Raw genomic sequence first — 21,425 nt, 5'->3', positions numbered from 1 at the left:
CTACTCCACACATGCCAGTGGTCGCGCGACGGATTCGAGCGATTTCCGCTCGGCCGCGACGGCATAGCGCCATGCGACCACTGCGGCGACCATCATGAGCGCCGACCCCAAGAGGTAGCCGGCGAAGACGCTGTTGCGCGATCCGGTGTCGATCAGCACGCCGAACAACGCCGGCCCGATCACGCCGCCGATGCCGGTGCCGATGGCATAGAAGGCGGCGATCGCAAGCGCGCGGACCTCCAGCGGAAAGGTCTCGCTGACGGTAAGATAGGCGGCGCTGGCGGCCGGCGAGGCGAAGAAGAAGATCACCATCCAGGCGATGGTCTGGGTTTGCGCGCTGAGCACGCCGATCGAGAACAGGTAGCCGGACAGCGCCAGCAGCACCCCCGAGACGCCATAGGTCAGCGCGATCATGGTGCGGCGGCCGAGCGTGTCGAACAGGCGGCCGAGCAGCAGCGGCCCGAGGAAGTTGCCGGCGGCGAAGGGGAGGATGTACCAGCCGACATTGCTGGCGGCGACGCCGAAGAAATCGGTCAGGATCAGCGCGAAGGTGAAGAAGATTGCGTTGTAGAAGAACGCCTGCGCGGCCATTAGCGTGAGCCCGACCAGCGAGCGTTGCCGGTAAGTTGAGAACAGCGTCACCGCGACCTCGCGCAGCGGCGTGTGATCGCGCATCCGAAGCCTGATCTTCTCAAAGTCTGCGCTCGGCTGCTCGTGACCAAGCACGGAGGTCTCGATGTCGGCCACGATCTTGTGGGCCTCCTCGGGACGCCCGTGGATCATCAGCCAGCGCGGGCTCTCCGGAATCCACATCCGCATCAACAGCACGACGAGGCCGAGCACCGCGCCGGTGAAATAAGCGATCCGCCAGCCGTGATCGGGTGCAAGGAACGCAGGGTCGAGCAGGATGATGGCGCTCAGCGCACCGATCGCCGCACCGATCCAGAAGCTGCCGTTGATGACGAGATCGGTCCAGCCGCGATAGCGCGCCGGCACCAGTTCCTGGATGGTCGAATTGATCGCGGTATATTCGCCGCCGATGCCGGCACCGGTGAGAAAACGAAACAGCGCGTAGCTTGCGACATTCCACGACAGCGCGGTTGCGGCGGTCGCCGACAGATAAACCGCGAGTGTGATGAAGAACAGCTTCTTGCGCCCGATCCGGTCGGTGAGCCAGCCGAAGCCAAGCGCGCCGAGCACGGCGCCGGCAAGATAGGCGCTGCTGGCAAGCCCGACATCGGCATTGGAGAAGCTCATCGTCGGGCTGTCCTTCAGCGCACCCGCCAGCGCACCGGCCAGCGTCACTTCCAGCCCGTCGAGGATCCAGGTGATGCCGAGCGCCAGCACGACGCGGGTGTGAAAGCGGCTCCAGCTGAGATTGTCGAGCCGGACCGGAATCGAGGTCTCGATGATGCGGTCATCGTCCGGCGTGACCGGAGCCACGGCCTGTTGCGTCGTCGCGGAGTTCAACTGTGTCGGCTGCAGTGTCATCAGAATCGACCAATGAGAAAAGCCCCGGAACGATCTGTTCCAAGGTTCACTCACCCGGAATTGCGGCAAACGGAGTGCCCGCCACGCGACGTCAACGCCGCAGGCCGGCAAGGGTTCCCGCAATGCGGCATAGGAACCGCGATTGCGGCGAACTGTTCTCGGCTCAAAAGACACGGAGGCATCGATGGCCGCACACAAGCAAGCAAAACGCAAGACGGCAAGGAAATCACCGGCACGGTCCACGAGCACGACGCGTCGCAGGCGTGGCGCAAGCAAGACGACGGCGAACCGCTGGTCGCAGCGGGTGACGAAAGAGAGCGACGCGCTCGACCTCAAGCGCGGCGTGTTCAAGCTGACCAGCGCGAAGAAGATCGCATCATCGCTGAAGCAATCCGCCGAGCACAGCGCCCGTCGCAAGAGCGGCGCCTATCGTTCCGCACTGTCGATGCTGACCTTCTATATCAACCGCGCCGGCAAGACCCTCCCGAAGACCGAGCGGTCGCGGCTGGAGCGCGCCAAGGTCGAGTTGAAGCACCAGTTCGGACGGGACTGACGCTGTCGTCCTGGCGAAAGCCAGGACCCATACGCCGCGGCGCACGCAAAGGGCACGCGGCGAGTTGTGCTTTCACCAACAAACTGCGGTGGTTATGGGTCCCGGCCTGCGCCGGGACGACGATAGCTGATAGACCAGCGCGCGCCTTACGCCGCGCGGATATTCGCCATGAAGCGGTCGAGCTCTTCGCGCAGCCGCGAGCTCTCGACCGACAGGGAGCGGGCCGAGTTCAGCACCTCCTCGGAGGCAGCTCCGGTCTCGGTGGCGCCGCGATTGACCTGGGTGACGCTGGAGGCCGCTTCCTGTGTGCCCTGCGCGACGTTCTGCACGCTGCGCGCGATCTCCTGCGTGGCCGCGCTCTGCTGCTCGACCGAGCTTGCGATGTTGGTCGCGATCCCGGAGATCTGCCCGATGGTGCCGCCGATCTCCTTGATGGCGGCGACCGATTCCTGCGTCGCCGCCTGCATGCCCGAGATATGGGTGGAGATCTCGTCGGTGGCCCTGGCGGTCTGGCTCGCCAGCGACTTCACCTCGGCCGCAACCACCGCGAAGCCACGGCCGGCGTCGCCGGCGCGCGCGGCCTCTATGGTGGCGTTCAGCGCCAGCAGATTGGTCTGCTCGGCGATCGCGGTGATCAGCTTGACGACGTCGCCGATCTCCTGCGCGGCGCGCGAGAGCTTGCCGATCCGGGCGTCGGTCTGCTCGGCCTGACGCACGGCGGAATCCGCGATCTGGCTCGACTCCTTGGCGCGACGGCCGATCTCGTCGACGGACGCCGACAGCTCCTCGGTCGCGGAGGCGACCGACTGCATGTTGCTGGAGGCCTCCTCGGAGGCGCCGGCAACCTGGCTCGACAGGTTCTGCGTGGTCTCCGCCGTCCGCGTCAGTGTACCGGCCGCCGATTCGAGCTGCACGGCGGAGGCCGACACGTTGGAGACGATCGAGCCGACGGCGGATTCGAATTCGTCGGCGAAACGAATCAGCTCGTTGCGCCGCGCGGTCGCACCCGCCTTGTTCTGCGCTTCCTGGGTCGCGGCATCGCGTTCGGCCTTGGCGATCGCCTGAACCTTGAACTCCTCCACGGCGCCGGCCATCTCGCCGAGTTCGTCGCGGCGGCCGAGGCCCGGCAGCACGACGTCGAAATTGCCCGCCGCAAGCTCGCGCATTGCCGCACACATCGCCGCGATCGGTCGCGAAATACCCTTGCCCAGCAGGAACGCCCAGACCAGCCCGAGCACGAAGCTGCCGGCGGCAAGCATCAGGATCAGCTGCTCGGTCTCGCCGATCATGGTATGCGATTCGTTTTCAAGCCGCTTCTGGTCGGCGAGCAGATCGGACTTCATCGCCGCCGCGCCCTGGCTGATGGCGGCCGCGGACTCCGTCATCTCGACGGTCAGTTCGTCGATCGACTTCGCATTCGCGATCAGCTTGGCGAGCGCCTCGCGGTACTCTTCGAGCAGCGCGGTGATGTCCTTCACGCTCTGTGTGATCCGCTCGTTATTCGAGGTGATCGCCTTCACCAGATTGTCGGCGAATTTCAGCCGGGCGAGCGCGCTGGAAGCAACCGTCTTGTCGCCGTTGACGACGAAGGTATTGACGGCCCCGGTGATCGACTGGAGCTGGTCGGCCACCTTCTTGGCGCCGAACTGGATCGACTGCAGCTCGGAATCATCGGCATTGCTCGGCAGGTCGTCGAGCTTGTAGCGCATCGAGGTCGCGCTGCGGGTCAGCTTGTTCTGCGCGGTCTGTGCGCTGTCGTCCTTGATGCGGACGATCTCGGCAAAGATCTTGGTGAAGGCGCGGAATTCGCGCTCCAGCTTGGTGATCTGCTCGAGCCGGGCCGGATTGCTGGTGCCCTTCATCGACGCCATGATGGCGTCCTTCAGGCTGCCCTCGGCGGCGAGCGCGGCCTTGGCGTCGTCCTCCTTGCCGGTCGCGACGAAGTAGCGCGCCAGCGAACGGTAGGAGATCAATTCGCGATCGATGTTGCGGGCCAGATCGGCTTCCGCGACGCTCTGGCGATAGGAGCCGACGCTGGCGGAGACCCGCTCGAAGCCCATATAGGCAAAGCCCATGGTGGCTGCCGACAGCGCCAGCGTGACGGCAAAGCCGAGCATGATCTTGGCGCGAAATCTGAGGGTTGGGATCCTGATCGACAACGATCGCTTCAGCCCCGGCATTCCAACCCCCGTCTTCATTCTGAAAACCACGCGAGGTCCGGCAGCAACCCGCCCCAGACCCCGGAGCGCAAAACTAAGGCAGAATCGATAAGGCCCGGTAAATGGGCAGCGGCCGCCCGGTCCGGCGCGATACTACCTTGGTCGGGCTAGGAGGGTGGGTAAGGTGATTGACGCGCGGGTCCGGCCCGATAGTTTAGAACCGATCAAACCTGACCCTGCCCGGGTCAGGAGAACACATCGGGAGGTGTCCCATGTCATCGCGTCGACCGGCGCCATCGGCGCTTGCGACGAGCGTAGCTGCCGGCGCGGTCGCTCGGCCAATGGCATTTCCCCTCACGACCTGAAAGACACGGGCGAGCCGGAACGCGAGCCATCGCGGCATGGTCCGGATGCCTCACGACCCGCGCGGGTTCACCCGGCCGCGCCAAGAAAAGCAAAAAATTCTGGTCAGGGAGAGCGCCTTTGGCGAAGCAGAACGGTAGCGCCGCCGACAGTATAGTCGTGGTGCAGGCAAAGACCGACGGGCCGCGGGAAGCAGCCGACGAGATCGCGCGCCAATTGGCGGCGGCCGATCTCGCGATGCTCGTGGTGTTCGTGTCGCCGGTCTACGAGCCGCAGATATTCATTGCCGAACTGTCCAGCCGGATGCCCGACGTTCCGATCTTCGGCTGCACCACGGCCGGCGAATTGTCGCCTGGCGGTTGGGACGAGGACAGCGTCGTCGCGATGGGCTTCAACGCGGCCGATTTCGTCATCGCGGCCCGGCCGCTGTTCGACCTTTCGACGTTTCGGGTCGACCACGGGCGCTCGATGTGCACCGAACTGCAGAACGAATTCGCGCAACGCACCGAGCATTGCGATCACACCCATGATTCCTTCGGGCTGCTCTTCATCGACGGCATGTGCCAGCGTGAGGAGACCATCATGTCGGCGATCTATGCGTCGCTCGGCGACATCCCGGTGGTCGGCGGCTCCGCCGGCGACGGCCTGCGCTTCGAGAAGTCCTGGGTCTTCCATGGCGGCGAGGCCTTTACCGATGCTGCGGTCCTGATCCTGATCAGGACCCGGCTGCCGTTCCGCTTGTTCAAGTGCGACCACTTCGAACCTACCTCGACCAAGATGGTGGTGACCGAGGCCGACATCGAGCACCGCATCGTCAAGGAATTGAATGCCGAGCCGGCCGCGCTGGAATATTCCCGCGCCGTCGGCCTCAGCGACAGCAAGCTCGAATTGTTCTCGTTCGCCGCGCACCCGGTGCTGGTTCGCGTCGGCGGCGCCTATTACGCGCGGTCGATCCAGCGCACCAACCCGGACGGATCGCTGCAATTCTTCTGCGCCATCGACGAGGGCATGGTGCTCACGGTGGCGCGCGAGCGCGACCCGATCGACGTGACGAGCCGCCTGCTCAAGGAGCTGACCGAGGATCTCGGCGAGGTGTCGATGTTCATCGGCTTCGAATGCGTGCTGCGCCGGCTCGACGTCGAGCAGCGCCAGCTGTCGCGGGAGATGTCAGAGCTCTATCGCCGCAACAAAGTGATTGGCTTTCAAACCTATGGCGAGCAGTATCGCTCCATGCATGTCAACCAGACGCTGACCGGCATCGCCATCGGCAAGCGGGCACTCGCGCCGCAATGACGGATACCAAGACCACGCGAATTGCGGCGCTCGAACGCGAGGCCGAGAAGCTGCGCAAGATCAACGCGGCGCTGATGTCGCGCGTCGAACGCTCGACCGATCAGCAGCTCAACGCCTTCTCGCTGTTCGAGACCGCGATCGCGCTGGACCAGCAGGTGCGCGACCGCACCCAGCAGCTCAAGCACGCGTTGCAATCGCTGGAGAAAACCAATGGTCGCCTGCTGCAGGCCAAGCAGCAGGCCGAGGCAGCGAGCTCGCTGAAATCATCCGTGCTGGTCTCGGTCACGCACGATCTGTTGCAACCGCTGAATGCGGCGCGGCTGACGCTGTCCGCGCTGACCGAGATGGCAACCGAGTCCAAGAGCGTCGCGCTGACCGATCAGATCGATCGTTCGCTGGCGACGCTCGAGGACATGCTGCGGACGCTGCTCGACATCTCCAAGCTCGATGCGGGCGTGCTCAGGCCCGAATTCGGACCGGTCGCGATCGCCTCGCTGTTCGAGCCGCTGGAGCAGGAATTTGTCGCCACCGCCGCCAAGCGCAATCTCGGCTTCCGGATCATGCCGTCGTCCGCGGTGGTTCGCTCCGATCCGCTGATGCTGCGGCGGATCCTGCAAAACCTTGTCGCCAATGCGCTGCGCTACACCCAGCGCGGCAGCGTGCTGATGGGATGCCGGACCAGGGGCGATGACATCTGCATCGAGGTGCACGACACCGGGCCGGGCATTCCGGAAGCGCAGCGCGAGGCCATCTTCGTCGAGTTTCAGCGCGGCGAGACCAGCGCCGGCGACAAGGCCGGCATCGGGCTTGGTCTTTCGATCGTGCGCCGGTTTGCCGACCTGCTCGGGCATGACATCAGGCTGAGCTCGCGCGCCGGCAAGGGCTCGGTGTTCTCGGTCACCGTGCCCCGCACCCAGGATCCGGTTGCGATCCCGGTGCGCGAACAGGCCAGCGTCGACTATCGCTATGGCGGCATGGAGGGCGCCAAGATCCTGCTGATCGAGAACGACCTCTCGAGCGCCGAGGGGCTCGCCCATTTGCTGGAAAAATGGGGCTGCGACGTCGCGGTGACGATCTCCAAGACCGAGGCGCTCGAGCGCATCCACGCGCTGGACGGCATTCCCGATGCCATCATCGCCGATCTGCATCTCGACAATGGCGAGACCGGAATTCAGGCCGTCGACGTCATCCGCGGCGCGATCAACGCCAAGGTACCGGCGATCATCGTGACCGCCGACTACTCGGCCAAGGCCGCCTCCGACGTCTCGGCCTTCGGCCATGAACTATTGAAGAAGCCGATCAAGCCCGCCGAGATGCGCTCGCTGCTGTCATTCCTGCTGGCGGCGGAGCAGTCGGGCGCGCGGTTATGATCAAAGCGTTTTCGAGCGAAGTGGATACCGGTTCGCGTGAAGAAAACGCGTCAGACAAGAACTAAGAGCCCCGTTCCGATTCCATCGGAACGGATAAAGGCTCTAGTCGCCATGCGACGACGGCGAGGCCGTCACCGGCGCGTGGTCATGCTTGCCGAAGTCCAGCTTCGACAGCGCGATGATGGCCTCGGTCCGGCTACGCACGCCGAGCTTGCGCAGGATCTCCGAGACATGCACCTTCACGGTGGTGACCGAGATGTCGAGCTCATAGGCGATGTGCTTGTTCTGCAAGCCGCGGCAGATCATGTCGAGCACGCGAAGCTGCTGCGCGGTAAACTGGCCGAGCTGCTGCACCAGCTCGCGCGTCTCAGCCTGGGCCTTCCGCGCAGTGGCGGTATCGCGGAAGCGCGTCGGCAGGCACACCGCGCCTTCGAGGATGCCGCGCAACAACCGCGCCAGCTCGAGCTTCGGCGTCGACTTCGGGATGTAGCCGGAAATGCCAAGCGAGATCGCGCCGCCGACGATCCGGGGATCGTCATGCGCTGACACGATCACGAGCGCGCTGCGCGGCGCGGCGGCGCGCACCCGGTAGGCGCCGAGCAGGCCCGTGGTCCCGGGCATCGACAGATCGAGCAGGATCAAATCGAGGCCGTCGCGCGCGGCGATCACATCCAGCGCACCGTCGATCGAGGTCGCCTGCAGCACCTCGGCATCGGGAAATTCGGCCCCGATCACGCCGATCAGGGCGGCACGGAACAGCGGGTGATCCTCGACGATCAGCAATCGAGGCGCACCCGCCTTGCCGGGCGGCGGCTCGTCCGCCAGGGGCGCGGTCGTGGTCAATGCTGCGCCGTCCTCCCTAGGATGCTCTCATGACAGCCATTGTGCGCACGACGTTATCTCAAAGCCGGGTGGCAGCCTATAGGCAGGATATCCAATGCGCGCGCCTCGCAGTGCAGCACGGCTAGGGCGCCTTCTCCGCCTTTGCGCCCGAACAGGCCTCCGGGACCGGAAGCGGAATCTTGCCAAGCTCGATGATCGCCTTGTTGCGGCTGAACAGCTTCAGCTTGCGCAGGATCTCGGTCACATGCGCCTTCACGGTGGATTCCGCGAGCTTGAGCTCGGCGGCGATCTCGCGGTTCTGCAGGCCGCGGATGATCAGATGAAGTACGCGAATTTGCTGCGGCGTCAGCTTCTGGATGCGTTCGCGCAGCGTCCGCGCCGTCTCAGACTGTTCCAGCGCACCGACCGCGACGAAATCCCGCGGCGCCGAGACCGATCCGCTCAGCACCCGCGCGATCGCCTGCGAGAGCTCGCCGAGCGAGGTCGACTTCGGCAGATAGCCGACCGCGCCCATCTCGAGCGCCTCGCGGATGGTGTGCTTGTCCTCCTCGCTCGAGACGATCGCGATCGGCAGCCGCGGATAGCGATCCCTGATCTTCTGGAAGCCGGAGAAGCCGACCACGTCGGGCAGCAGCAGGTCGAGCAGCGCCAGGTCGATATTCGGCTCGCTGGCGAGGATGCCAAGGGCCCCCTTGATCGAGGTGGCCTCATAGATCCGGGCGTCGGGATGCGAGATGCGGATGGCATTGCCAAGCGCCTCCCCGAACAGGGGGTGATCGTCGATGATCAGGAACCCCATCATGAGGACCCTCGCACTGCTCAAGCCTCCGTTCCGATTGGATCGGAACGAGGCTCTCGACTCATGTTCTGACGCGTTTTCTTCACGCGAACCGGTATCCACTTCGCTCGAAAACGCTCCTCTTGCGGATCGCAGCTTCTAGTTCGATCCGCCGGTATCCTGCACGCTCTGCAGATAGACATATACGTTTCTGAGCTCGTCGTCGTTGAAGACGTCCTTCCAGGCCGGCATGCCCTTGGCCGGCCGCCCGTCATGGACCGTCTTCCAGAATGTCGATTCCATGTCGTCAGCATAGCGCTTCTTGAGCAGCCTGAGATCGATCTTTCGCTCGGCCTGCACCGCGTCCGGGCCGTGGCAATGCGCGCATGTTCCGTTGAAAACCTCCCGCCCCGCGGTGGCATCCCCCTTGGCGTCCGCTTTGGCATCGCCTGCGGTCGCGGCGGTCTGAACCGGCTTCTCGGCCGCGGCCGCCTGACCGACCGTGACGGACTCGCTGGCGCCGACGGACGACGTCGTCGCCCGGTCGGCCTCGCCGAACTTCACCGGCGCGCCGTTCGGCACGCCATATTTGGCAAACAGGGCGGAAATCTCCGGCTGCAGTGACGGCAGCACGCCGTCGACTTCATCGCGCAGCGCACCGGACGCCTTGGCGAAACCGATCGCGGTCGCCCAGAGCAGGCCGTCGCCCTCGGTCGACACAATCTGGTATTTGTCGCCGTAGCTGGTCTTGTTGAGCCAACCGGCCACCGGCGCCCAGATGAAGGCGATGTCGACCTTGCCCTGTTCGAGCGCCGTCATGCCCTCCTCCGGGCTGAGCACGGTGACCTTCTGGATGTCGTCGCGCAGCACGAGCAGGTTCTGCGGCGTCGATTGATACTGCACCGCAACCCGCAATCCCCTGAGGTCGTCGACGCCGGCAAGCTTGCGATCCTTGCCACCGACCAGCGCATAGCCCTCATGGGCGATCGGCTTCGAGAAGATCACCGCCGGCCCCATGAAGTCGTCGATCAAGGGCAGGCCGACCATGGCGTCGCACTGCTTGCTCAGCAGCGTCTCCCGCACGGTGCGCTTGCCGAAATAGGACTTGTACCAATTGGTGCTCACCGTCCGGCCGAGCTTTTGCGCCACCGCCTGGCCGATCTCGAGATAGAGGCCGGGCTTGCCCGGGTCGTCGCTCGAGAACGGCAGGTTGGTGGGGTCGGCGCAGAGCCGCAGCGGCGGCTTTGTCTCGTCGGCGCCGGCCGCCAGGGCCGGCACCATTAGCAGGGCGGAGAGCAGCACGGTCCGGATTGCACGTTCCAACCGCGTGTTGCGCGAGGGGGGGCGCAGTTCGTTTCGGGCGATGCAAGACACGGACAATGCTGCCTCCTGGACGATCGTTTACTGCAGGGCGAACACGAACAGCGAGCCGCCTTCGGGCGCCGCGGCGACCATCTTCTTGCCGATGTCACCGAGGAAGGCCGGCAGCGCCGCGGTGCGTCCGACCACGATCGCGACATACTGCTTGCCATCGACCGAATAGGTCACGGGACCTGCACCGATGCCGCTGCCGAGGTTCTTGCTCCACAACACCTTGCCGTTCTTGGCATCGATGGCGCGGAAGTCGCCGTGCAGATTGCCCGAGAACACCAAATTGCCACCGGTCGTCAGCGTGCCGCCATTGAAGGGCAGGTCTTCCTTGATGCTCCACACCTTCTTGTTGGCGATCGGATCCCAGGCCACGAGCTCGCCGAGGAAGCCGCCGGGGCCCGGCTTGGTCGGGAATTCGGCGCCGAGATAGAACACGCCGCGCTTGTAGTTCACGTCAGAGACCGACCAGTCCATGCAGACATTGTTGCTCGGGATGTAGACGAGGCCGGTCTGCGGGTTAAACGACATCGGCTGCCAGTTCTTGCCGCCGATCAGGTTCGGGCAGATGTCCTTGGCGGGATGGCCTGGGCCCGGACGCTTGTCCGGATCCTCTTCCGCCCGCATCGTGTTGATGTCCCACTTCTTGGCCCAGTTGGCGAAGACGTATTTTTCGGCGGAGATCACCTTGCCGGTCTCGCGGTTGGCCACGAAGAAGAAGCCGTTGCGGTCCGCCTTCATCAGCACGGGCGTCTCGGTGCCCTTGATCTTGAGGTCGGCGAGCAGCAGTTCATTGACGCCGTCGTAATCCCAGGCGTCGGCCGGCGTGCCCTGGATGTGCCACTTTATCTTGCCGGTATTGGGATCGATCGCCAGCGTCGAGGCCGTGTAGAGGTTGGTCAGCTTGCCGAAATTGCCGTCGCCGGTGGAGCGCACCGCGGTATTCCACGGCCCCGGATTGCTGGTACCCCAGTAGACCGTGTCGGATTTGGCATCGTAGGAGCCGACCAGCCAGGCAGCGCCGCCGCCATGCAGCCCGGTGTCGCCCTTCCAGGTGTCGCTACCGGGCTCGCCCGGTGCCGGCACCGTGTGGGTCTGCCAGAGCAGCTTGCCGTCCTTGAGCGAAAAGGCCTGCAATGCGCCGCGGACGCCATATTCGCCGCCGCCGAAGCCGGTGATGACCTTGTCGCGGACGATGAGCGGCGGCGAGGTGATGACCGAGCCCTGCTTGTAGTCGACGACCGTCGAGGTCCAGAGCTCCTTGCCGGTTTCGGCGTCGAGCGCGGTCAGCTTGCCGTCGAGCCGGCCGACGAAGATCTTGCCGTCGGCATAGGACACGCCGCGATTGTTGACGTCGCAGCAGGCGTATTGGAGCACGTCATCCGGAATGTCGGGCTGCCAGGTCCATTTGCGCGCGCCGGTCGCGGCATCGATCGCATAGACGTATTTCGGCCCCCACGAGGTCGACACATACAGCGTCTTGCCGATCACCACCGGCGACGATTCGTTGGAGCGGAGCGAAGCCAGCGACAGCGAGTAGACCAACTGCAGCTTGCCGGCGTTCTCGGAGTTGATCTGCTTCAACGGGCTGAAGCGCGTATTGCCGTAGTCGTGGCCGGCGATTGCCCATCCGTTCGGATCGGACGCCGCCTTCACGACGGAATCATTCGCTTTCGACGCACCAATGCCTGCCAGCACCATGGCGACCAGCGACACGCCGGCAAAGAAAATCCCGCTCCTCAGCTTCATTGGCTTCCTCCAATATGGTTTTGTTGCCGCGATGGATGCATCGCGCGCGCGGATCGCTACCGAATTTCATGAACCAGCGATCTTCTGCCGCTGCGTCGGCGATGAAAATGACAGCAACGCCTTTGCGTCGTTATAGGCGGAAGGTAGTAGCGATCGCGGCGACGATTTTGGCGTGCGGCGAGCACCGTCAGTTTGCCGAAAACCGCTTGCGCTGCCGGGCAATTTCGTCGCGCCGGAGTGCGCCGCCGGCTGCTTGCAAATTGCCCATTGAACGGCCGCCTGCTAGGATCAGAGCCACTGCCCGGCGCCTTCGTGACAGGGCCGCGACTACGACTTTGATCGCGGTTACGACCCACATGAAGCGTGGTCTACTGGGCCCATAACGAAGCTATTGGGAGAGACGCGTGTCTACAGTCAAACTGACGGTAAACGGCAAGGCGGTCTCGGTCGACGTTGAGGACCGAACCCTCCTCGTGCACCTGTTGCGCGAAAACCTGAACCTCACCGGCACCCATGTCGGCTGCGATACCAGCCAATGCGGCGCCTGCGTCGTCCATGTCGATGGACGGGCGGTCAAATCCTGCACCATGCTGGCCGGCCAGGCCGCGGGCTGCAACGTCACCACGATCGAAGGCCTCGCCAAGGGCGACGAGCTGCACCCGATGCAGACGGCGTTCCGCGACAATCACGGCCTGCAGTGCGGCTATTGCACCCCCGGCATGATCATGTCCGCGGTCGATATCGTGCACCGCCATGGCGGCAAGCTCGACGAGGAAACGGTTCGCCACGAGCTCGAAGGCAATATCTGCCGCTGCACCGGCTACCACAACATCGTCAAGGCGGTGCTCGACGCTGCCGGCCGCATGAAGGTTGCGCAGGCCGCCGAATAGCGCGCCACGCAGCGCGCATGATCAAGCTCACCACCGCCGGTCTCGATGGAAACGGCGGCAAATCGAATCTCCGGTCGGGAGGACTAGACAATGGGTGTTGAAGGAATTGGCGCACGTGTCGTGCGCAAGGAAGATCGCCGGTTTATCACCGGACAAGGACGTTACGTCGACGACGTCAAAATGGTCGGCATGAGCTACGCTCACTTCATTCGCAGCCCGCATGCACATGCCAAGGTCAAGGGCATCGATTCAGCCGAGGCCATGAAGATGCCCGGCGTGATCGCGGTGCTGACGGGACAGCAGATCGTCGACGACAAGGTCGGCAATTTGATCTGCGGCTGGGCCATCACCTCGAAGGACGGCTCACCGATGAAAATGGGCGCGTGGCCGGCGATGGCGCCGGAGACCGTGCGCTTTGTCGGACAGGCGGTCGCGGTCGTGATCGCCGAGACCAAGAACCAGGCCAGGGACGCCGCCGAAGCGGTCGTCGTCGACTACGAAGAGCTTCCCGCTGCGGCCGACATCAAGGCCGCGATCAAGCCGGGCGCGCCGCAGCTTCATCCCGAAGCCCCCGGCAACATCGTGTATGACTGGCATCTCGGCGACGAAGCCGCGGTCAAGGATGCGTTCAGCAAGGCCGCCAATGTGGTGACGCTCGACCTCACCAATAACCGCCTGGTGCCGAACGCGATGGAGCCGCGTGCGGCGATCGCGCATTACGACCAGGCCGAAGAGCACTACACGCTCTACACGACGTCGCAGAACCCGCACGTCGCCCGCCTCGTGCTGTCGGCGTTCTACAACATCGCGCCCGAGCACAAGCTGCGCGTGATCGCGCCCGACGTCGGCGGCGGCTTCGGCTCCAAGATCTACATCTATCCCGAAGAGATGGTGGCGCTGTGGGCCTCGAAGAAGGTGGGCCGCCCGGTGAAGTGGACCGGCGACCGTTCGGAAGCCTTCCTCACCGACGCGCATGGCCGAGACCATGTCTCGAAGGCTGAGTTGGCGTTCGACAAGGACAACAAGATCCTCGGCCTGCGGGTGAAGACCCACGCCAATTTCGGCGCCTATATGTCGCTGTTCTCCTCGGCGGTGCCGACCTATCTCTACGCGACGCTGCTGTCAGGCCAGTACGTGATTCCGGCGATCTATGCCGAGGTGATCGGCGTCTACACCAACACCACGCCGGTCGACGCCTACCGCGGCGCCGGCCGTCCCGAGGCGAGCTATCTGATCGAGCGCATGATGGAGACGGCGGCGCGGCAGTTGAAGGTCGATCCGACCGAGCTGCGCAAGAAGAACTTCATCACCCAGTTCCCGTATCAGACGCCTGTGATCATGGCGTATGACATCGGCGACTTCCACGCCTCGATCGATGCCGCGATGAAGGCGATCGACTATGCCGGCTTCCCGGCCCGCAAGGCCAAGGCCAAAGCCGACGGCAAGCTGCGCGGCATCGGCATCTCCTGCTACATCGAGGCCTGCGGCATCGCGCCGTCGAAGGCGGTCGGCAGTCTCGGCGCCGGCGTCGGCCTGTGGGAGTCGGCTGAGATCCGCGTCAACCCGGTCGGCACCATCGAGGTGCTCACCGGTTCGCATAGCCACGGCCAGGGCCACGAAACGACGTTCTGCCAGATCATCGCAGAGCGGCTCGGCGTGCCGATCAGCCAGGTCTCGATCGTCCATGGCGACACCGACAAGGTGCAGTTCGGCATGGGCACCTACGGCTCGCGCTCGCTCGCGGTCGGCGGTACGGCGATCGTGAAGGCGATGGAGAAGGTCGAGGCCAAGGCCAAGAAGATCGCGGCGCATGCGCTCGAGGCGTCCGAGAGCGACATCGTGATCGAGAACGGCGAGTTCAAGGTCACCGGCACCGACAAGTCGATCGCGCTGCCGATGGTCGCGCTCGCCGCCTACACCGCGCACAACCTGCCTGATGGCATGGAGCCCGGCCTGAAGGAGACGGCGTTCTACGATCCGACCAACTTCACCTTCCCGGCCGGCGCCTATATCTGCGAGCTCGAGGTCGATCCGGGCACCGGCAAGACCTCCTTCGTCGACTTCGTGGCAGCCGACGATTTCGGCCGGCTGATCAACCCGATGATCGTCGAAGGCCAGGTCCATGGCGGCCTTGCGCAGGGTATCGGCCAGGCACTGCTCGAAGGCGTGGTCTATGACGGCACCGGTCAGCTCATGACCGCGTCCTTCATGGACTACACCATGCCGCGCGCGGACGACCTGCCCTCGTTCCAGCTCTCCCACACCACGACGCTGTGTCCGGGCAATCCGCTCGGCGTCAAGGGCTGCGGCGAAGCCGGAGCGATTGGCGCCTCTGCCGCCGTGATCAACGCGATCACGGACGCCATCGGCAACAACAAGCTGGAAATGCCGGCGACGCCCGATCGCGTCTGGCACGCCATTCACGGTTGAGGGAGGAAGAGCCATGTATGAGACAAATTATCACCGCGCTTCCTCGGTCGCTGACGCCGCCGCAACCTTCGCCAAAGGCGCGGAATCAAAATTCCTCGCCGGCGGACAAACCTTGCTTCCGGTGATGAAGCAGCGTCTTGCCGCGCCTTCCGACGTGATCGACCTCTCCAAGGTGCAGGAGATGATCGGCATCGAGGTCTCGGGCGACACGGTCACCATCAAGGGTGCGACGCCGCATTACGATGTGGCGCAAAGCGACGCGGTGCAGAAGGCGATCCCGGCGCTCGCCAATCTGGCGTCGGAGATCGGCGATCCCGCCGTGCGCTACCGCGGCACCATCGGCGGTTCACTCGCCAACAACGACCCGGCGGCGGACTATCCGGCGGCGGTGCTGGCGCTCGGCGCGACGGTCAAGACCAACAAGCGGTCGATCGCGGCGGAGGACTTCTTCAAGGGCCTGTTCACGACGGCGCTCGAGGATGGCGAGATCATCACTGCGGTGTCGTTCCCCATTCCGGCCAAGGCGGGCTATGCGAAGTTTCCGAACCCGGCCTCGCGCTTCGCACTGACCGGCGTGTTCGTGGCCAGGACCAAGTCGGGTGACGTCCGCGTCGCCGCGACCGGTGCGTCGCAGAGCGGCGTCATGCGGGTGGCGCCGATCGAGCAGGCGCTGAAGGCGAACTGGGCGGCCTCGGCTCTCGACAGCGTGACGATCCCGGCGAGCGGCCTGCTCGCCGACATCCACGGCTCGGCAGACTATCGCGCGAACCTGATCAAGGTGATGGGGCAACGCGCGGTGACCGCTGCCGGCTGATAGCGCCTAAACACAAGTCCGGAACGGCGCGCAGCGATGCGCGCCGTTCGCGTTTTACCACCGCTCCAAGGCAAAAGACGCTTGCCACATCCCGCATTAGGCGAGACAATTTAGCTAATCAGCTAATTAAAAATACCGTCCCACGGACGGCTGGGAGAACGCATGAAGTTCGGCACCAAGCCAGCCGTGACATCTCAGCCGCCTAGCGCCCCGCAACCAACGGAATAACAACGTGCTCGATAAACCCGCCTCCCAGACCGCCGCTCGCACCTCGGGCCCGCTCGCCGGCTTCCGCATCGTCGAATTCGCCGGCATCGGCCCCGGCCCGTTCGCCTGCATGCTGCTCGCCGACATGGGCGCCGAGGTCATCACGCTCGATCGGGTCGGCGCGGGCAAGAATCTGAAGGCAGTCGCAACTCGCGGCCGCAAAGTCATCGAGCTCGACCTCAAGAACAAGGCGGCGATTGCCGAAGTGCTCGACCTGCTCGGCCATGCCGACGCGCTGATCGAGGGCTTTCGTCCCGGCGTGATGGAGCGCCTCGGCCTCGGCCCGGATGTCGTGCTCGCGCGCAATCCAAGACTGGTCTATGGCCGCATGACCGGCTGGGGCCAGGAAGGCCCGCTGGCCAATGCCGCCGGCCATGACATCAACTACATCTCGATCACGGGTGCGCTGGCTGCGATCGGCACCAAGGAGAAGCCGGTGCCGCCGCTCAACCTGGTCGGCGATTTCGGCGGCGGCGCGCTCTACCTCGTGGTCGGCGTGCTCGCCGCGCTGCTGGAAGCGCAGAAGTCCGGCAAGGGACAGGTTGTCGATACCGCGATGTGCGACGGCGCGGCGTCGCTGATGTCGATGTTCTACGACATGGCCGCGCAGGGCCGCTGGAGCGGCGGCCGCGACCAGAATTTCCTGGACGGCGGCGCGCATTTCTACGGCGTCTACGAATGCTCCTGCGGCAACTTCATCTCGATCGGCTCGATCGAGCCGCAGTTCTACGCGCTGCTGCGCAAGCATGCCGACCTGACCGACGCCGACTTCGACGCGCAGATGGACCGCAAGGCCTGGCCGGCGCTGAAGGAGAAGCTGACCCGGGTGTTCAAGAGCAAATCGCGCGCCGACTGGTGCACGATCATGGAAGGCACCGACATCTGCTTCGCGCCGATCCTGACCATGGAGGAAGCCCCGAAGCATCCGCACATGGCGGCGCGCCAGGTGTTCGTCGAACGCCACGGCGTCACCCAGCCCGCCCCCGCGCCGCGCTTCTCGCGTACGCCGTCGGCAATCCGCGAGCCAGAGCTCGCGAATATTGGCGACGTGACCAGCGCGTGGAAGGCGGGGAAATAATTCACCGTCGTCCCGGCGAAGGCCGGGACCCATTACCCCAAATGCCGGCTATTGTGCGACGTTGGGGCCGCTATCCCTTCTACAACTAGACTCGGTGGTTATGGGTCCCGGCCTTCGCCGGGACGACGACTGAGAGTTTTGAGCGAACGCGCTCCCCTCCAAGGGCCTACGCCGCGTGATCGACCTTGAGCACGCCGCGGCGGATCTGGTCTTCCTCGATCGATTCGAATAGCGCCTTGAAGTTGCCTTCGCCAAAACCGTCGTCGCCCTTGCGTTGGATGAACTCGAAGAAGATCGGCCCGATCGCGTTCGCCGAGAAGATCTGCAGCAGCACCTTGGTCTCGCCGCCGTCGACCACGCCCTCGCCGTCGATCAGGATGCCGTTGGTCCTGAGCCGCGCGACGTCCTCGCCATGCTTGGGCAGGCGCGCATCGATCCGCTCGAAATAGGTGTCGGGCGGCGACGGCATGAACGGCAGGCCGTCGCCACGCAACCTCTCGACTGTCGCGTGGATGTCGCGCGCACCGCAGGCGATGTGCTGGATGCCCTCGCCGCGATAGACGTTGAGATATTCCTCGATCTGACCGGAATCGCCGGCGTCCTCATTGATCGGAATCCGGATCTTGCCGTCCGGACTGGTCAGCGCGCGGGAGAACAGGCCGGACGCGCGGCCTTCGATGTCGAAGAAGCGGATCTGGCGGAAGTTGAACAGCTTTGCATAGAAGCCGGTCCAGACATCCATGCGGCCGCGATGGACGTTGTGGGTGAGGTGATCGACGTAATACAGGCCCGAGCCCGCCGGGCGTGGGTTGGCCGCGCCGAGCCACTCGAACTCGGCATCATAGGCCGACCCCTTGGCGCCGTAGCGGTCGACGAAATAGAGCAGGCTGCCGCCGATGCCCTTGATCGCGGGCACATCGAGCGTCTTCGCTGCGGACGCGACGTCCGCCGGCTCGGCGCCGAGCGCGATCGCGCGCTCATAGGCATGCTTGGCGTCGACGACGCGGAACGCCATCGACGGCGCGCAGGGGCCGTGCGCGGCGACGAAGTTGAAGCCGTGGCTACCCGGCTCCTCATTGACGAGATAGTTGATGTCGCCCTGGCGATAGACCGTGATTGCCTTGGTCCGGTGGCGGGCGACCGCGACAAAGCCCATCAGCTTGAAAAGCGCGTGCAGCTCCGCCGGATTCGGGTGGGCGTATTCGACGAACTCGAAGCCGTCGGTGCCCATCGGATTGTCGGCGCTGATTTCGGCCGGCGGCGCGTCGTGCGGAAACGGACCCATGGCGGTAACTCCCTGATATGTCTGGAGATCAGTTTCCGTCACTTCCTGCGCAACGTGCGTGCAAAATAGATCCCTTTTTGCTATTCTCGCGCACGATCCGTGCATCAAATTGACATTTTGCGCATGACTGAAGTCGACGCCTTCGACCTGAAAATGCTCGCCGCGCTGCAGGACGACGGCCGGCTGACCAACCAGCAGCTGGCCGATCTGGTCGGGCTGTCGGCATCGCAATGCTCGCGGCGGCGGATGCGGCTGGAGGAGGAGAAGGTCATCGCCGGCTACCACGCCGAGCTCGCCGGCGGGGCGCTCGGCTTCGGCCTGATCGCCTTCATCCACATCACGCTGGCGACCCACTCGCCCGACAACGCCAAGCGGTTTCGCGAGCTGGTCAACCGCGTCGACGATATCCAGGAGGCCTATGCGCTGACCGGGGATGCCGACTACGTGCTCAAGGTGACGCTGCGCGACCTCAAGAGCCTGTCCGACATCGTCAACAACGTGCTGATGCCGCACCAGAGCGTGGCCCACGTGCGCTCGTCGATCGTGCTCGACCGTCTGAAGGAGAGCACCAGGCTGCCGCTGAAGTCGCTACAGGCGTGATGGCTCGAATCGAGGGAAATCCGCCATTCGCTTTTGCGGCTTGGCTTGCGATCATTCCAGCAACGGCAAGAGAGACGAACCATGGCGCTGCAGCTGCGACCGAACTGCGAATATTGCGACAAGGACCTGCCACCCAGCGCTGTCGACGCGCGGATCTGCTCCTATGAATGCACGTTCTGTGCGGACTGCGCCGAGACCAAGCTCGGCAATGTCTGCCCGAACTGCGGCGGCGGTTTTGCGCCGCGGCCGATCCGCCCCGCCAAGCCGTGGCGGCCGGGCGTCTGCACGGTGAATCAGCCGCCATCGGACAAGCGGGTGCATCTGAAATACAGCCTTGAGGACGTCGCCGCGAATACGGCGCGGCTGAGGGATGTCAGGCCGGAGGAGCGGTGAGACTCACTCGTCATTGCGCGCGAAGCGAAGCAATCCATTCTCTCCATGACGCGGATGGATGGATTGCTTCGTCGCTTCGCTCCTCGCAATGACGGCCCCGCTGTCGGGCTCCTTCCCCCTGAAAGGGGGAAGGTGGGATGGGGGTCAGCCGCGGGCGCCGGCGCGCATGGTGAGAGCAGATCCCCACCCGGTTTGCTGCGCAAACCGACCTCCCCTTTTTCAAGGGGAGGTGAAGCCGCGGAATACGCGGAGAGCTACTCCGCCGCGACGATCGTGCCTTCGACCTCGCCGAAGCCGACGCGATAGCCGTCGCCCTGGCACCAGCCGCGCATGACGAGCGAATCGCCATCCTCAAGGAACGAGCGCGTGACGCCGCTGGCGAGCTCGACCGGCTCGGTGCCGTTCCAGCTGATTTCGAGCAGGCTGCCGCGCTGATGCTTTTCGGGGCCGGAGATCGTGCCGCTGCCTAAGAGATCGCCGACATTCATCGCGCAGCCGCTGGAAGCGTGGTGCACGAGCTGCTGCACCGACGACCAGTACATGTATTTGAAGTTGGTGCTGCAGATCGTCTTCGCCTCGTTCATCGCACCGGCGCGCAGCGCGACATCGAGCTGCATGTCGTAATTGTTCGGCTGGGTCTGCTTGAGGTACGCCAGCGGCTCCGGCTGCTGCGCCGGGCCCTGCATGCGAAACGGCTCCAGCGCCTCGCGCGTCACCACCCACGGGCTGATCGAGGTCGCGAACGCCTTGGCCTGGAACGGGCCGAGCGGCACGTATTCCCACTGCTGGATGTCACGCGCGCTCCAGTCGTTGAGGATGACGAAGCCGAAGATCATCTCCTCGGCCTGCTTCTCCGTGAGCATTTCGCCCATCGGCGAGGCCTGGCCGACCACCACGCCCATCTCGAGCTCGAAGTCGAGCCGCTTGCAGGCGCTGAAGCTCGGCACCTCCGCAGTCGGCGGCTTCAGCTGGCCGCGCGGACGCCGCACCTTGGTGCCTGACACGACGACAGTCGAGGCGCGGCCGTTATAGCCGATCGGCATATGCAGCCAGTTCGGCTGCAGCGCATTGTCCTTGCCGCGGAACATGACGCCGACATTGGTGGCGTGCTCCTTCGACGAATAGAAATCGGTGTAGCCCGAGACCGCAAACGGCATGTACAGCCTGACGTCAGCCATCGGCACCAGCGCCCGCGCCCGCAATTCCCTGTTGTCGCGCAGCTCCGGATGATCCGAGCGCAGCAGCTCGCTGATCCGTGCCCGCGTCGCCGACCACACTTTCGGCCCGAGCGCCATGAAGGCGTTGAGCGACGGCTGCGAGAACACGCCGAGCGGCCCGACATCGAGCCGCGAGTCCTGCTCGAGCTCCCAGAGGTCGAGCACATAATCGCCGATCGCTACGCCGACGCGCGGCGCAAGGCCATCCTTCGACGAGAACACGCCGTAAGGCAGGTTCTGGATCGGGAAGTCGGAGGTGGGTGCGACGTCGATGAAGGAGCGGAGCTTTGGGTCGTTGGGGTGGGTCATCGTTTTCTCGATGCAATAATGTGGTGCCACTTTAGCCACCTCCCCTGGAGGGGGAGGGTCGGCTCGCATGGAGCGAAGCGAAATGCGAGACGGGGTGGGGTGATCCCTCCACTCGGGTACCGCCTCAAAGGAGAGACTGTCACCCCACCCCGCCGCTCATTTCATTCGCGTCGAC

The 21,425-nt window shown here is 64.6% G+C and carries 17 protein-coding genes; 9 read left to right on the top strand and 8 right to left on the bottom strand.

Annotation, left to right across the window (positions count from 1 at the left end; all coding sequences use genetic code 11):
* The gene (locus AC1VNY_RS20465) at positions 1–1,491 is read right to left on the bottom strand and encodes an MFS transporter (RefSeq protein ID WP_482406541.1); all 1,491 of its coding nucleotides are present in this window, start codon (positions 1,489–1,491) and stop codon (positions 1–3) included.
* A 184-nt stretch (positions 1,492–1,675) separates the two neighbouring features.
* Between AC1VNY_RS20465 and AC1VNY_RS20460 the strand changes: the two genes are divergently transcribed.
* The gene (locus tag AC1VNY_RS20460; protein ID WP_482406540.1) at positions 1,676–2,044 is read left to right on the top strand and encodes a DUF3175 domain-containing protein; all 369 of its coding nucleotides are present in this window, start codon (positions 1,676–1,678) and stop codon (positions 2,042–2,044) included.
* A 146-nt stretch (positions 2,045–2,190) separates the two neighbouring features.
* On the opposite strand, the gene AC1VNY_RS20455 is transcribed toward AC1VNY_RS20460, so the two are convergent.
* On the bottom strand, positions 2,191–4,224 hold the full coding sequence (locus tag AC1VNY_RS20455; protein WP_482406587.1) for a methyl-accepting chemotaxis protein: 2,034 nt from the start codon (positions 4,222–4,224) through the stop codon (positions 2,191–2,193).
* A 462-nt stretch (positions 4,225–4,686) separates the two neighbouring features.
* On the opposite strand from AC1VNY_RS20455, the gene AC1VNY_RS20450 reads away from it, so the two are divergent.
* Positions 4,687–5,859: an FIST N-terminal domain-containing protein gene (locus AC1VNY_RS20450; protein WP_482406539.1), complete on the top strand. Its 1,173-nt coding sequence runs from the start codon at positions 4,687–4,689 to the stop codon at positions 5,857–5,859.
* Positions 5,856–7,229, top strand: a complete 1,374-nt coding sequence (locus tag AC1VNY_RS20445; protein ID WP_482406538.1) for an ATP-binding response regulator — start codon at positions 5,856–5,858, stop codon at positions 7,227–7,229. Before AC1VNY_RS20450 ends, AC1VNY_RS20445 begins: the two co-directional genes overlap by 4 nt.
* Before the next feature lie 102 nt (positions 7,230–7,331).
* On the opposite strand, the gene AC1VNY_RS20440 is transcribed toward AC1VNY_RS20445, so the two are convergent.
* The 4 genes from AC1VNY_RS20440 to AC1VNY_RS20425 all read right to left on the bottom strand — a co-directional run bounded on the left by AC1VNY_RS20440 (position 7,332) and on the right by AC1VNY_RS20425 (position 11,967).
* Positions 7,332–8,072 carry a LuxR C-terminal-related transcriptional regulator gene (locus AC1VNY_RS20440; protein WP_069278684.1) on the bottom strand — a complete coding sequence of 247 codons (741 nt, stop codon included), beginning with the start codon at positions 8,070–8,072 and terminating at the stop codon, positions 7,332–7,334.
* 121 nt (positions 8,073–8,193) lie between these two features.
* Entirely contained in the window at positions 8,194–8,874 is a 681-nt protein-coding gene (locus AC1VNY_RS20435; protein WP_016843264.1) for a response regulator, read from the bottom strand.
* Positions 8,875–9,009: 135 nt separating this feature from the next.
* Complete coding sequence (locus tag AC1VNY_RS20430; protein WP_482406537.1) at positions 9,010–10,173, bottom strand: c-type cytochrome; 1,164 nt, start codon at positions 10,171–10,173, stop codon at positions 9,010–9,012.
* Positions 10,174–10,251: 78 nt separating this feature from the next.
* Positions 10,252–11,967: a PQQ-dependent methanol/ethanol family dehydrogenase gene (locus AC1VNY_RS20425; protein WP_482406536.1), complete on the bottom strand. Its 1,716-nt coding sequence runs from the start codon at positions 11,965–11,967 to the stop codon at positions 10,252–10,254.
* 404 nt (positions 11,968–12,371) lie between these two features.
* Between AC1VNY_RS20425 and AC1VNY_RS20420 the strand changes: the two genes are divergently transcribed.
* The 4 genes from AC1VNY_RS20420 to AC1VNY_RS20405 all read left to right on the top strand — a co-directional run bounded on the left by AC1VNY_RS20420 (position 12,372) and on the right by AC1VNY_RS20405 (position 17,446).
* The gene (locus AC1VNY_RS20420; RefSeq protein ID WP_482406535.1) at positions 12,372–12,857 is read left to right on the top strand and encodes a (2Fe-2S)-binding protein; all 486 of its coding nucleotides are present in this window, start codon (positions 12,372–12,374) and stop codon (positions 12,855–12,857) included.
* Positions 12,858–12,947: 90 nt separating this feature from the next.
* Entirely contained in the window at positions 12,948–15,287 is a 2,340-nt protein-coding gene (locus AC1VNY_RS20415; RefSeq protein ID WP_038385733.1) for a xanthine dehydrogenase family protein molybdopterin-binding subunit, read from the top strand.
* A gap of 13 nt (positions 15,288–15,300) precedes the next feature.
* Positions 15,301–16,101: an FAD binding domain-containing protein gene (locus AC1VNY_RS20410; RefSeq protein ID WP_482406534.1), complete on the top strand. Its 801-nt coding sequence runs from the start codon at positions 15,301–15,303 to the stop codon at positions 16,099–16,101.
* Positions 16,102–16,333: 232 nt separating this feature from the next.
* The gene (locus AC1VNY_RS20405) at positions 16,334–17,446 is read left to right on the top strand and encodes a CaiB/BaiF CoA transferase family protein (protein ID WP_482406533.1); all 1,113 of its coding nucleotides are present in this window, start codon (positions 16,334–16,336) and stop codon (positions 17,444–17,446) included.
* 166 nt (positions 17,447–17,612) lie between these two features.
* Here the strand turns inward: AC1VNY_RS20405 and hppD are convergent, their stop codons facing one another.
* Positions 17,613–18,731, bottom strand: coding sequence for a 4-hydroxyphenylpyruvate dioxygenase (gene hppD, locus AC1VNY_RS20400; RefSeq protein ID WP_482406532.1), 1,119 nt, complete (start codon positions 18,729–18,731; stop codon positions 17,613–17,615).
* A 123-nt stretch (positions 18,732–18,854) separates the two neighbouring features.
* On the opposite strand from hppD, the gene AC1VNY_RS20395 reads away from it, so the two are divergent.
* Both AC1VNY_RS20395 and AC1VNY_RS20390 read left to right on the top strand, forming a co-directional pair.
* Positions 18,855–19,331, top strand: coding sequence for an Lrp/AsnC family transcriptional regulator (locus AC1VNY_RS20395; RefSeq protein ID WP_482406531.1), 477 nt, complete (start codon positions 18,855–18,857; stop codon positions 19,329–19,331).
* Positions 19,332–19,412: 81 nt separating this feature from the next.
* The gene (locus AC1VNY_RS20390) at positions 19,413–19,724 is read left to right on the top strand and encodes a DUF1272 domain-containing protein (protein ID WP_482406530.1); all 312 of its coding nucleotides are present in this window, start codon (positions 19,413–19,415) and stop codon (positions 19,722–19,724) included.
* 254 nt (positions 19,725–19,978) lie between these two features.
* On the opposite strand, the gene fahA is transcribed toward AC1VNY_RS20390, so the two are convergent.
* On the bottom strand, positions 19,979–21,250 hold the full coding sequence (gene fahA / locus AC1VNY_RS20385; protein ID WP_482406529.1) for a fumarylacetoacetase: 1,272 nt from the start codon (positions 21,248–21,250) through the stop codon (positions 19,979–19,981).
* Positions 21,251–21,425: the final 175 nt, after the last annotated feature.

The sequence above is a fragment of the Bradyrhizobium ferriligni genome, assembly GCF_056837965.1.
The sequence above is the reverse complement of the archived record's forward strand: the minus strand, read 5'-3'. Positions and strand labels throughout refer to the sequence as shown.

Bases quoted from the DNA above. Each gene is read 5' to 3' on its own strand.
- AC1VNY_RS20465 (WP_482406541.1), bottom strand. From the start codon at position 1,491: ATGACACTGCAGCCGACACAGTTGAACTCCGCGACGACGCAACAGGCC.
- AC1VNY_RS20460 (WP_482406540.1), top strand. From the start codon at position 1,676: ATGGCCGCACACAAGCAAGCAAAACGCAAGACGGCAAGGAAATCACCG.
- AC1VNY_RS20455 (WP_482406587.1), bottom strand. From the start codon at position 4,224: ATGCCGGGGCTGAAGCGATCGTTGTCGATCAGGATCCCAACCCTCAGA.
- AC1VNY_RS20445 (WP_482406538.1), top strand. From the start codon at position 5,856: ATGACGGATACCAAGACCACGCGAATTGCGGCGCTCGAACGCGAGGCC.
- AC1VNY_RS20435 (WP_016843264.1), bottom strand. From the start codon at position 8,874: ATGATGGGGTTCCTGATCATCGACGATCACCCCCTGTTCGGGGAGGCG.
- AC1VNY_RS20425 (WP_482406536.1), bottom strand. From the start codon at position 11,967: ATGAAGCTGAGGAGCGGGATTTTCTTTGCCGGCGTGTCGCTGGTCGCC.
- AC1VNY_RS20415 (WP_038385733.1), top strand. From the start codon at position 12,948: ATGGGTGTTGAAGGAATTGGCGCACGTGTCGTGCGCAAGGAAGATCGC.
- AC1VNY_RS20410 (WP_482406534.1), top strand. From the start codon at position 15,301: ATGTATGAGACAAATTATCACCGCGCTTCCTCGGTCGCTGACGCCGCC.
- hppD (WP_482406532.1), bottom strand. From the start codon at position 18,731: ATGGGTCCGTTTCCGCACGACGCGCCGCCGGCCGAAATCAGCGCCGAC.
- AC1VNY_RS20395 (WP_482406531.1), top strand. From the start codon at position 18,855: ATGACTGAAGTCGACGCCTTCGACCTGAAAATGCTCGCCGCGCTGCAG.
- AC1VNY_RS20390 (WP_482406530.1), top strand. From the start codon at position 19,413: ATGGCGCTGCAGCTGCGACCGAACTGCGAATATTGCGACAAGGACCTG.
- fahA (WP_482406529.1), bottom strand. From the start codon at position 21,250: ATGACCCACCCCAACGACCCAAAGCTCCGCTCCTTCATCGACGTCGCA.